The sequence below is a fragment of the Acidimicrobiia bacterium genome, from assembly GCA_016650365.1.
In the GTDB taxonomy this organism is placed as follows: domain Bacteria; phylum Actinomycetota; class Acidimicrobiia; order Spongiisociales; family JAENVV01; genus JAENVV01.
Window position 1 is genome coordinate 1 of the sequence record JAENVV010000264.1, and the last position, 11,072, is coordinate 11,072.

General features: G+C 59.6%; 12 protein-coding genes. 4 read left to right on the forward strand and 8 right to left on the reverse strand.

Annotated features, from left to right (window positions below):
- Together JJE47_15035 and JJE47_15040 are read right to left on the reverse strand one after the other, a co-directional pair.
- Positions 1-1,382, reverse strand: a 1,382-nt coding sequence (locus JJE47_15035; GenBank protein MBK5268734.1) for a UDP-N-acetylmuramoyl-tripeptide--D-alanyl-D-alanine ligase, incomplete at its 3' end; no start/stop codon positions are given.
- Entirely contained in the window at positions 1,379-2,116 is a 738-nt protein-coding gene (locus JJE47_15040; protein MBK5268735.1) for an alpha/beta hydrolase, read from the reverse strand. The genes JJE47_15035 and JJE47_15040, both read right to left, overlap by 4 nt.
- Positions 2,117-2,234: 118 nt before the next feature.
- Here JJE47_15040 and JJE47_15045 point away from each other — a divergent pair, with 118 nt between their 5' ends.
- Complete coding sequence (locus tag JJE47_15045) at positions 2,235-4,064, forward strand: GAF domain-containing protein (GenBank protein MBK5268736.1); 1,830 nt, start codon at positions 2,235-2,237, stop codon at positions 4,062-4,064.
- Positions 4,065-4,080: 16 nt separating this feature from the next.
- On the opposite strand, the gene fabI is transcribed toward JJE47_15045, so the two are convergent.
- The 6 genes from fabI to JJE47_15075 all read right to left on the reverse strand — a co-directional run bounded on the left by fabI (position 4,081) and on the right by JJE47_15075 (position 7,294).
- Complete coding sequence (fabI, locus tag JJE47_15050) at positions 4,081-4,866, reverse strand: enoyl-ACP reductase FabI (GenBank protein ID MBK5268737.1); 786 nt, start codon at positions 4,864-4,866, stop codon at positions 4,081-4,083.
- A gap of 15 nt (positions 4,867-4,881) precedes the next feature.
- Positions 4,882-5,247 carry a hypothetical protein gene (locus tag JJE47_15055; GenBank protein MBK5268738.1) on the reverse strand — a complete coding sequence of 122 codons (366 nt, stop codon included), beginning with the start codon at positions 5,245-5,247 and terminating at the stop codon, positions 4,882-4,884.
- A gap of 47 nt (positions 5,248-5,294) precedes the next feature.
- Positions 5,295-5,846 (reverse strand): poly-gamma-glutamate hydrolase family protein, encoded by a 552-nt coding sequence (locus tag JJE47_15060; GenBank protein MBK5268739.1) that lies wholly within the window; start codon positions 5,844-5,846, stop codon positions 5,295-5,297.
- A complete protein-coding gene (locus JJE47_15065; GenBank protein MBK5268740.1) occupies positions 5,843-6,112 on the reverse strand; it encodes a hypothetical protein in 270 nt (89 codons plus the stop codon). The genes JJE47_15060 and JJE47_15065 overlap by 4 nt, the downstream gene beginning before the upstream one ends.
- A gap of 114 nt (positions 6,113-6,226) precedes the next feature.
- A complete protein-coding gene (locus JJE47_15070; protein MBK5268741.1) occupies positions 6,227-6,703 on the reverse strand; it encodes a YbaK/EbsC family protein in 477 nt (158 codons plus the stop codon).
- The gene (locus JJE47_15075) at positions 6,704-7,294 is read right to left on the reverse strand and encodes a PH domain-containing protein (protein ID MBK5268742.1); all 591 of its coding nucleotides are present in this window, start codon (positions 7,292-7,294) and stop codon (positions 6,704-6,706) included.
- Between the two features lie 1,214 nt (positions 7,295-8,508).
- On the opposite strand from JJE47_15075, the gene JJE47_15080 reads away from it, so the two are divergent.
- From JJE47_15080 to JJE47_15090, 3 genes are read left to right on the forward strand one after another with little or no spacing between them, the layout of a single operon-like run.
- Positions 8,509-9,300, forward strand: coding sequence for a PD-(D/E)XK nuclease family protein (locus JJE47_15080; protein MBK5268743.1), 792 nt, complete (start codon positions 8,509-8,511; stop codon positions 9,298-9,300).
- Between the two features lie 50 nt (positions 9,301-9,350).
- A complete protein-coding gene (locus JJE47_15085) occupies positions 9,351-10,730 on the forward strand; it encodes a hypothetical protein (GenBank protein MBK5268744.1) in 1,380 nt (459 codons plus the stop codon).
- Between the two features lie 35 nt (positions 10,731-10,765).
- Positions 10,766-10,939 (forward strand): hypothetical protein, encoded by a 174-nt coding sequence (locus JJE47_15090; protein ID MBK5268745.1) that lies wholly within the window; start codon positions 10,766-10,768, stop codon positions 10,937-10,939.
- Positions 10,940-11,072 lie beyond the last annotated feature (133 nt).

Below are 11,072 nucleotides of genomic sequence, written 5' to 3' on the forward strand. Positions count from 1 at the left end.
TCGAGCAACGCCCGGCGGTTGGTCCTGGCCACGACAAGGAGCTGGTCAGCCACGGACCCCGCCTTCTCGGCAAAGTGGCGGTTCTCGATGGCCTGTTGATCCCCCAATTCGACCATGCCAGGTGTCACGACCACCCGGCGGCCCGTACCAAGTCGGGCAAGGCGATCGAGTGCCGCCTGGCCGCCGACCGGGTTCGAGTTGTACGTGTCATCGATAATGACCACCCCGGCTTCAGAGGTGAAAACGGATTGACGGTGATCAGGAGTATCAGCTCCCCGCAAGGCGTCAGCCAGATGAGCCAGCGGGAGTCCGAGACCAACCAGCACCCCGATAGCGCAGGCAAGATTCGAAAGAAGTGGCACGGACGGAACCTGGGCAACCACCGAACCATCGACCCGAACCTCGACGTTGTCCCCGTCGACGGCGAGGACAATATCAGCCGTGGCCGCCTTTCCTGCGGAGACCCTGATGACCCGCTTGTCTTTGATCGAGTCGGCCAGTCGAGCCAGACGGTCGTCATCCACGTTCAAGACAACCACTTGGGCGTCGGCGAAGATTTCGGATTTCGCCTCCACGACCCGCTCCAGCGATCCAAATCGTTCCAGGTGCACCGGTCCAATGGCGGTTATGACCGCCACCTGCGGTGGAACCCACTGGCACATCTCGGCAATCTCCCCTGGCCCGTACGTTCCCATCTCGCCGATGAAGTATTGGCTGCCATCGCTGAGATGCTCGTTGATCGCCCTCGCCAGGCCCATCTTGTTGTTGAAACTGGCCGGGGTAGCCACGGTGGCACCGTGACTGGCCAGCAAACGCCGGGTGTATTCCTTGGTGGTGGTCTTCCCATACGATCCCGTGATTCCAATGACGGTCGGCTTGACTGCGGTAATCCGGGTGAGGGCCTGATCGATCCAGGTCCTTTGCGAACGCATTTCGAGGGGCCACATGATGGCCAACGCCACGTCGACAACCAACGGCAGAGCCACCGCTTCATAGGCCAACAATCCAATCGATCCCGTGAGTCCGCCGATGGCGACCATGGTGACCCAGAGGACGCCGGCAGCCAGAGCTACCCGCCGCAACCGGTCGGTCCACGCCAACGGTGACGAAGTGCCTTTAAGGGACAACCCGATCGGGCCGACGAGGATACAGACGAGGGTGATGCTTCCGGTGACCAGGGGAACAACCCCAATGAGCGCGAGCGCCGCACTCGTTGCCGCCATGGCTATCAGCGTCACGTTCACCGCATCAATGAGCCACCATCGCCTGGCGAACACCGACACCGACCAGGGCAAATAATGCTCGCGCTGGGCAACCCGGAACCATCGCAACGAAGACACGGCTCCTACAACTGTCGCAGCGACGACGAACACCCCGTTCATTCCAACAGCTCCGCTATCAGAGACCGAACCATCTCAGGCTGCTCTGCCATCACATGATGGCCAACTCCGTCCAACACCTGCATCCGGACGTCGGCACCGTTGGACAAAAGGCGCTCGTACGCCTGTGTCGCCAGGTCGAGCGGGGCAGCCGTATCAACCGAGCCCCAGAGCATCTCGATCGGGACCGTCAAGCGGTCGAGCTGCTCCTCATAGGACTCGTTGACAACCCTCACGAAGACGTCACGCATGACCCCACTCGTAGCCCGATAGTCGGCCGATCCATATCGCTGACGGACCACTTCGATCCGTTCGTCTGAGACCAATCCGAGTCGATGCAGATGGCGCATCATGCGAAAAGCCGGCGCAGCCTGGCGCTTCGAAGGAGGTCGAATCAACGGCACGCCGATGAGCACCAATGAGCGCATGGGCATATCCTCAGCCAGATGAACCGCCACCCGACCACCAAATGAGTGGCCGATCACGACCGGGGGTTCGTCGAATAGCTCCCACACCGGTCGAATGGCGTTGGCATAGTCAGCCGCTCCCCAGCCGGTCGCCGGTTGGGGAGATGCTCCGAACCCGGGAAAGTCGACGGAGATCGCGTCGAATCCTGACAGGACCGTCTTGAAGTCGGCATGCGAGCGGGCCCATCCGTGCAGGGCAAGCACCCTGGGGCGGTCTGCGCCGATGACATCAGCAAAAAAGACCCCATCGGAGAAGGCTTTTAGCGCCACAACAAATCAGCCGATACGGTGTATGAGCGCGTTTCCTCAACAATCATGGCGCGCAGGTTACCCTGGCCGGTGAGAGGAACCGACTATCGCCATCCATCTGACCCATCAGCAACGCAGGATGATCCTGGCCCCGTTTCGGGCCCGGCTCTGGAGAATCGCCATCGGGGCGGTCTGGTTCCTGGTCGCGCTCACCGCGTTCGGGGCCTATCGACTGAAGGTACCGCTCAGCGAACCCCGTTTGTGGGCTCCGGTTCTGGCGGTAGCAATTACCTTCTCCATCCTGCCGTTTATCGATTGGGAGTCCACGCTCCTGCGCTTGAGCGGCGAGATCCTCATGGGCCTCAGCGCCATCCTCGTGATCGCCGCGTTGGCCCTGGCGTCGACCCTCGCCCCGATTCGATCCCTCGTCTTCATCGACTACTTCGCCGTCATCTCGTTCACCGCAGCTTTGGGAGGCCGGTGGATCCACTTCTCGGCGACCAGCATCCTCCTGATCCTCAACTTCGTCATGCCATACGCGTTCGGGGAAACGTTGCGCCCAACTCAAGAAGTCATCGTCCAAAGCGCCACCCTTATCGTGGTCGCCATCGTATTGAGCGCGGTGACCAGCGAGTTCCGCTGGGAGGCGTATCAGGGCCATACCCGCGAACTTGAGTTGCGGCGCCGAGAGACCCAACTCGAACGCCTCTACGAAGTGTCCCGGACGATGGCCGAAGGCCAAAGCCTGGGGACCGTATTGCCTACGCTCGTCGGCAAGATCGGCTCATTCCTCGATGCTCAGCTCGGATTCGTGTTGCTTCATCAACCGAGATTCGGTTCTCTGGTCGTCGTCAGCCCAATCTGGACCTCTGGAAACGAACTCGACATCGGTGCATACGACATCTCGCTTCGGGACCGTAACTACCTGACGTCGGTGTTCTTGAATCGCCAGTCCGCTCGTTTTGAAGCTCGAGCAGAACCGGATACTGGCATTCTCTACGAGCTTGGCATCAAAACGGCGCTCTCAGTTCCTCTGTTGGTCGAGCAGAGACCAATCGGCGTCATGGTTATCGCCGACAAACTCGACGGCGACTTCACTGATGATGACCTGGAAACCTTTGAATCTCTGGCGGCTCCTGCAGCTCTCATCCTGGCGCAACTTGAGCGATACGAGGCGGCCGCCGAGACGTCAAAGCGGATGGAAGATGTGGCACAAATGAAGACCGACTTCGTGAGCGTCGTAAGCCATGAGTTGCGAACCCCTCTGACGTCGATCATCGGTTCGCTGGCCACGCTTGCGCGCCCCGAGCTGGCGCCCAAGGAACCAGCCGCCCGCGATCTCCTGCATTCGGCCCGAACTCAATCAGATCGATTGCGGCGCCTGATCGAGGACCTGCTGATGGTTTCAAGAATCGACAACAACGCCCTCCCCCAGCACCCGGTCCCGGTTCAGCTTCGAACGTTTGTCGACGAGACGGCCGCCATGATTCCTGGCGCTCAAGGACTCGTGAGATCCTCGGTTCACAAAGACGTCGGCATCGAAGTGGATCCGGATCACCTGTCCCGCATCCTGCGCAACCTCATCGAAAACGCCCTCAAATACGCACCGAACCAGATCATCGACATCGGGGCTCAACAAACCGGCAGTACTGTCCGGATTCAGGTCATCGACCATGGTGAGGGCATTCGCGAAGACCTCCGAGACGTCGCCTTTGAACGATTCGCCCAGTTGGCCCCTGCTGCGACGAGGCACCAGGGCGGAACGGGCCTCGGGTTGTGGATTGTCCGGTCGCTCACCGAGGCGATGGGGGGTCTCATCGAACTGACCGACACTCCCGGAGGCGGAGCCACTTTCACAGTCACGCTCCCGTTAAGAGCAGGATTCATGACCAATCGGGCCGACCCGGAGTTTGCCCCGCTCAGCAACGTCCCTGGACGGCCCGCCAGAGGAGCCAAAAACTCAACCTAGAAGTCGGCCGAGCCGGTTATTCACCAGGGGCGGCGGCGATGGCGTCGAATCCGCCGTCGACATGGACTACCTCACCGGAAGTCATCAGCGCCCAATCTGACATGAGGACACATGCCATTCTGGCGACGGGGTCCGGGTCGGTCGGATCCCACCCGAGCGGAGCTCGAGTCTCCCAGATTTCTTCGAATCCCCGGAAACCAGGAATCGACTTGGCGGCCACCGTGCTGAGTGGGCCGGCCGCCACCGCATTGACCCGAATGTGATCTGCCCCAAGATCTCTGGCTAGATACCGGGTTACGGCCTCAAGCGCTACTTTGGCGACCCCCATCCAGTCGTATACCGGCCAGGCTTTCGAATTGTCGAAATCGAGCGTAACCAATCCACCTCCACCGGCTGCCTGAAGGAGGGGTCGTAGCCCGACCGCCAGCGTCTTGTAGGAAAACGCCGAGGTGATAAAGGCCATCTGAGCGCTTTCCGGAGGAGTGTTGAGGAAGTTGCCGCCCAGAGCATCCTCCGGTGCATAGGCAATGGCGTGGAGAGCGCCATCAACCTTTCCCCACTTGCCTGTAAGGGCAACTACGAGAGCCTCCATGTGCGAGGGATCGTTGATGTCCAACTCGTACACATCGGCCGGTTGCGGCAATCTTGCGGCCGTTCGTTCGGTGAGTCGCAGCCCTCGACCAAATCCGGTCAGAGCTATCTCGGCGCCCTCCTCCTGGGCGATGCGCGCGATGTGGAACGCAATCGAATCGTCCGTCAATACTCCAGTGATGAGGAGCTTCTTGTCAGTCAGAATTCCCATTTGCCTTTGCCCTCCTTAGAAACTCTGGCCGTAATTCATCCATCCGCGGATGCCGAGGCCCATTACAAACAACAACAAGAGGCCCCAGCCAAGCCCGGGCCTTCTCGCCAATGTCAGCCGATAGATGTAGGCGAAAGCCAACGTGAACAACGTGACGATGCCGTAGAACATGTGGATCGAGCCAGGGTTGTGGTTCTGACCGTACATGATCAAACCCAACGAGACCTGCACGAGAGCCGATCCAAGTGCAACATACCGGGCGATCGCGAACCAGGCGGGGGGGTTTTTCTTGGCAATGGCGAAGCCGACTCCGACCAGTCCCATCGATCCACAAGAACCGACGACGAGGTAGGCCAGATTCCGATGAATCTCTGCAACCATGAATGCACTCTCCGGAGTCGACCGTGCCACATTAGACGTACGAAGACTCAGACCATTCCCTCGAGCACTTTGCTTACCGCTCTCACGATGCCGGCCAACGGGACCGGTCGGCGCATTGAACGGGGAAGTTCGACTTGGACACCGGCTTCGATCGGAATATTGACCGGATTCCGGGCGTGCTGACCCCTGAGGGCTTTCGGGATTACGGCCAGGTTGGATACAGCCGGGACCCCTTCGACGCCTAGGGCCTCATCGAGAGCCGCGGCAAGTGATCGGTTGGTGCCACCCAGAAGAACCTTGTCAGGGAGTTCGGGCCGGTGATAGCCATGGAACGAAACAACCAGTCGTACATGCTCAAGGAACCGATGAAGGTTGGGACTCGCCGCGCGGTCATACGAGGTCGACGGCAGGTGCCAGGCAAGGCCGGCTGGTTGAACCACGGTGTACAGGCTCACGGATATGAGATCGCTGATCGACCTAGCCAACCGTCGTGTCCCGAATTCAAAACCTCCGTGAAGAGCCATGAGGCCTACTCCGGACCCGATGATCAGTTCCTCCCGGACACAGTCGGTGGCCAGGAATTCCCCGAATCGACTCATTCCATCTCGACGAGCTCACCACTGGTGAGATCGAGCATGAACTCTTTCGGAGAATGGGAATCAGCAATCCAGTTGGCCAGACGTGACCCTGGCTGGCGTACCGTCCACCATGTGTACTCGGCCCGTTCCGACTCGATGAACTCAGTCCGAACCGCTCGACCGGCTTCCACAGCATCTTGCTCAACCTCAAACAACCCGATAGAACGCTCAAGCGGAGTCGGATTCGGGTTGTCAATGGACGGTCGCACGTCCGTATACTCCATCACCTCGTACATGGTGTTTAATCCCCTTCAATTTCGCGACATGTCAGCCTGATACCAGGATTCACGACATGTCAGCCTGATACCAGGATACGTCATCTGATCACAAAAGGTCGACCATCAACCTGCTTTCGTGACGTCGGCCACCCGGGCATCAAAAGCGTCGACCAGGGCGGCGGGTTCCAAATGGATACCAATCCCTCCTCCACCGCCGCCAATCGCGACCTCCCCAAGGCCGACGAGTCGCTCATCGATGACCACCGGCCAGGCGGTCGACGACCCAAACGGGGTGATGGTCCCGCGCACATACCCGGTGACTGCGAACGCCTCCTCAGCGGATGGCAGAGACAACCGCGATACCCCCAATTCAGCTCTCAGTTTCGACCAATCGATGGCCCGATCGCCTGGAACGAGCACAAAGAGATAATTGTCTTCGCTCCGCCGGATCACGATTGATTTGATGAGAGCGCTGACAGCTACCCCCCGGGCGGCCGCCGCTTCGTCGGCACTCGATACCGAGCCAATGACGCTCAATCGGTGGGGAATTTGCCGGCTGGCGACGTCGATGGTTGCCGACGTTACGAGGACAGACTCCAACTAGATCTCACCGAGCAGCTTGTGCTTCTTTGCCTCAAACTCCTCATCTGTGAGAACCCCATCGCGATGGAGTTGGGCGAGCGTCGTCAACGTGTCGACGGCGATTTGACCCGAGTTCAGAGCGGACATTCGACTCTCCCGGGCTTTATAGATCAGCGTTTGAATTTCCTCCGGTGTGGGAATGTTCGTGAACCTTGACTGCCCCATCTCGCCGGCGGATTCGAGCAACAGATCACCAGATCCGAACATCCTCTCAAGCAGGCTCTGGGAAAACGCCACATCGTTGATGACCTCAAGTGGAATCTCTTTACCATGACGGGCAAACACGCCGGATCGGACAATCACCCGTTCGTTGGTGATCACGTACTTGGTGAAGGCCCAGACCATCAGTTTCGGGATCGCAATTACCAGCCCGAGCACCACCCCGATCGCCAAAGGTACCCCGACATTGTCGAGTATCGCTCCGAGCACGCCACCGACGAGTGTCGTACCGATAACAATCCCTACCGGCAGGGCGATCGCCTGCCAATGGGGTCGAAATTCTCTCACTACCTTTTCGCCGTCACTGAGCAGTTTGGTCGGATATGCCATGGTGAAACTTTACCCGGCATCGGCACGCGACGGTGGCTCCAACGCGAGAAACCCCGAGTAAGTTCCGACCGAAGTCTTCACCCTCTCGGGGTTGTCTCGTCGCCGGTGAGTGTGTCCCGAAAGACTCCTTCACTGGCATGCGTCCGAACCCGAAGGCTCTTCTGCAACCAACTGACCCGAGGGCCGGTTGGCGGTGGCTAGATCTCACGTTTCCGCTCGACCGTTGCCAGCGATCCTGCACTCTTCCTTGCGGTCCAGTGCTCTCACACTTTGCCCAAAAAGGGCGACCCTTGCGGGCCTCGGCGGTTCCGTCCAACGAACCCGAAGGCTCCTTTTCGGTTCCACCTACCACTCCAACGTTGTCCCCACCCGGAGGTGGATTCAGCCGTTCGAGCGGCTGTCCCGTTGCCGGGACTCCAACACCGACCCGAAGGCCAGCCCTGTCGCCCGAAGGTTTCAGGTTGTCGGTGCTCTCTGCGAGTCGCCTCGCTTCGAACAAGATGAAAAGTAGAACACCGCGACCAACTTGGCAAGCTCAGATCGTGGTTAGATTTCGCGACTTGAAACTAGTTTTCGCGACCCCTTCCCGGGCAGAGTCGCTGGCGCATTTATGGTCAGACCTGTTGGCGAGTTTGGCCGCATCACATTGACGATTACAGAGGCGAATCCGTCCACCGGTCGGCCAAGCGGGGCAGGCGGCGCCCAGGAAGAGTCCCATGATCGGCGCCTCCACCTGGGCTGAAGAGATGGACGCCGGAACTGCCAGAAAACGCCGGGACTGCCAGAACCAGAATGAGCGGGACTGCCAGAATGAGACTGACGAACCGGTGGAACTTGACGGTTAAAAGCAAGAAGCCCTGCCGAGACTCAGACTTGCGCCTGTGCCACTTCAGGGCTTCCCCGCTTTCTGGAACTCCGCTGCCCGAGGGCCTCGTTCTCCCAGTAGCATTCACTGAACCCTCTCGGTTTCAGCAATCCGCTCCGTCGCTCTGTCCGGTGAGTTGCCCCTCCGGCCGTCCCGTCGATGCGGTCTAAGTAACGTACCGCACTTCGGTAGGACTGACAAGTTAATCCGCTACCTAATTTTCGCGAGCTAGCAAAAGGTTTCGCGCTTTCCTCCAAAACGGCGTTCTCATGCGAAATCGGCGGAACATCGCCCGGCCGCAACCCTGGTGAATAACAAACGTGTCACTCCTATGTCGTATAGTCGCACCATGGCATTGGAGACACTTTCACCGAGCAGAGCGAGCGACTTCAAGCTGTGTCCGCAGCTCTTCAAGTTTCGCTCGATCGACAAACTTCCTGAACCAACCACCGTCCATCAGGCGCGGGGAACCACCGCACACCTGGCTCTCCAGAAACTCTATGACCTGTCCCCCGCCGCGCGGACTCCCGAAAAATTGTATGACTTGTTCCGCGACGCCTGGACTCAAATGCGAGCCACCGAGGAATACGCCGACCTGTTCGCCAGCGTGGATGAGGAACGCACCTGGGGCGTCGACAGTATGAAGCTCCTGGCCAACTATTTCTCGGTGGAGAACCCGCCTGAAGTTCACCCGCTTGAGCGAGAAATGGACATGCTCCAACCCCTTGGTGACATCACCATCCGCGGCATTCTCGACCGCATCGACGAGACGCCCTCCGGTGAGCTCATCATCACCGATTACAAGTCTGGAAAGGCGCCCCCGGAGCGTTTCGCCGAGCCGGCCTTTTTTGCCCTGAAGATCTACGCGCTGTTGATCAGGGAGAAGCTCGGAAGAACACCCGTCGAGGTGCGTCTGCTCTATCTGAACGGCCCCACCATGTACCGGCTCGAGGTTACCGACGGCCAGCTCGACGCCATGAATCAACAGCTCCAGGCACTCTGGAAAGCCATCGATCGAGCGATCGAGAGCCAGACCTTTCCGCCGAGAGTCAACAAATTGTGCGATTGGTGCTCCTACCAAGATCTGTGCCCGGCATTTGTCGCGGTCGGCGCCGAAACTGCCGACGCCGCCGCTTCGTAGCGGGCCAAATCTTCCTACAACGGCCCCCTGCACGATGTAGGTTGTCGGCGATGGAGCCCGATTACCGTGCGGCGATCAGACCATTTGTGGATGGACGTCCAATCCTTGCGGCCTTTGAGGCTGCCACCGGTGCGGTAGAATTCGCCGCCCGGCTGCGTGAGCTTGGCGCACTCCGGACCTATCTGATTGCCGGGAGCCGAGGGCAAGAAGAACTGCCTGTGCAGAAGACCCTGCCCCATTCGATTCTCGGAATCTCTGCCTCCTCTGTAATGGATGGATTCAGGGCATTCGACGCCGCCCTGGCCGACCTAGGGGATGACGTCGTGGCAAGCGTCAACACGTTCGACCCTGATGGCGATGCCCTAGTCCTCACAGCACCGTCTGCGAGTGTGGCTTCTATCGCGCAAAGACCCGTCTTCGGAGCACGGCCAGCCGATTGGCTTGCCCTTGAAGACAAGCTCGTCGCTGACCGGATCTGGCAAGAAACCGACACACCACACGCAATATATCGGCACAGCTCGGTCAGCATGGCGGGATTACTTGATGCCTTCGAGTCGCTCGATTCGGGGCGAGGCATGGTCGTCACCGGAGACAACAAAGAAGGCTGGCACGGTGGTGGTGAGTACGTTCGGTGGGCAAGAACTCCTGGCGACGTGCCGGCGGTACTTGACTACTTTGAGCATCGGTCGGATCGGGTACGGGTCATGCCATTCCTCGACGGTATCCCCTGCTCGATCCACGGGCTGGTGGTGCCCCACCGGACCCTGACGTTCCGGCCGGTGGAGATGGTCGTCTTGCGTAGACAGGGAAATCCTGTCTTCCAATATGCCGGGATGGCGACCGCCTGGGACCCACGAGAGGAAGACCGGACCAGCATGAAGAAGATCGCTTCGCGAGTTGGCGAGTATCTGAGGCGCTCGGTGGGTTATCGAGGGGCGTTCTCGATCGATGGTGTGATGACGGCCGCCGGCTTCCGACCGACCGAGCTCAATCCGCGCCTATCCGGAGGCTTCGCCATGCAAGCAAGCGCGATTGAGGACCTGCCTGCCGGACTGGTTAATCGGGCACTTGCTGCTGGACACCTACTGGATATCGACTGGGACGCTCTCGAACAGAAGATGGTCCTGGCCAGCGACAAGACACGCCGGGGCCGAAGCACCATCCCTTTGGGCCATCTACTGGATGTCGATCATCGATCCCGAGTCCGGTGGGAGTCAGGAAGATGGATCGAAGATCAGCCTGGTACCGCCACGATCGCGACCGGGTCTGGGATAGCCAATAGCATGCTCTGGTTTACCCCCGATCCCGGTTCGCTGCCGGTCGGTTCATCGGTTGCTCCAATGGTCTGTGAGGCAATCGCCTTCGCCAACGATCGTTGGCATGTCGGAGCAGGCCATTTCGAAGCCGCCCCGGATCTACGTCCGAAGTGACGTTTTTGTCCCAGAATGCCTTTAGAATTACACGTATGGAATTTACCGAACTACTAGCCGAATTGGAGATAGGCGTCGAGGTCGACTTTGACGGCCCAGCACCTTCCTGCCCGGTCTGTAACGGGACCTACGATCACGCCGCGTTAGTGCTCGACGTGGCCGGTATCGAGGCTTTGGAGTGCTGGATCTGCGGAGTTGTCGCGGCCTAGCGATTCTGGAAGGCCATTGCCTTCGAGAGGACCCCCACCCTCGTCGAGGCCGTGCCAACCCGGGGTGCATCAGCCTCCAACCGGTATGAATCGGGCTTCTGGCTGTCTACCGGGAAGACCGCAGGATGGCGCA

Coding starts and splice junctions, on each gene's coding strand:
- JJE47_15075 (MBK5268742.1), bottom strand. CDS start 7,294: ATGGCATATCCGACCAAACTGCTCAGTGACGGCGAAAAGGTAGTGAGA.
- JJE47_15090 (MBK5268745.1), top strand. CDS start 10,766: ATGGAATTTACCGAACTACTAGCCGAATTGGAGATAGGCGTCGAGGTC.
- JJE47_15055 (MBK5268738.1), bottom strand. CDS start 5,247: ATGGTTGCAGAGATTCATCGGAATCTGGCCTACCTCGTCGTCGGTTCT.
- JJE47_15045 (MBK5268736.1), top strand. CDS start 2,235: ATGATCCTGGCCCCGTTTCGGGCCCGGCTCTGGAGAATCGCCATCGGG.
- JJE47_15060 (MBK5268739.1), bottom strand. CDS start 5,846: ATGAGTCGATTCGGGGAATTCCTGGCCACCGACTGTGTCCGGGAGGAA.
- JJE47_15080 (MBK5268743.1), top strand. CDS start 8,509: ATGGCATTGGAGACACTTTCACCGAGCAGAGCGAGCGACTTCAAGCTG.
- fabI (MBK5268737.1), bottom strand. CDS start 4,866: ATGGGAATTCTGACTGACAAGAAGCTCCTCATCACTGGAGTATTGACG.
- JJE47_15085 (MBK5268744.1), top strand. CDS start 9,351: ATGGAGCCCGATTACCGTGCGGCGATCAGACCATTTGTGGATGGACGT.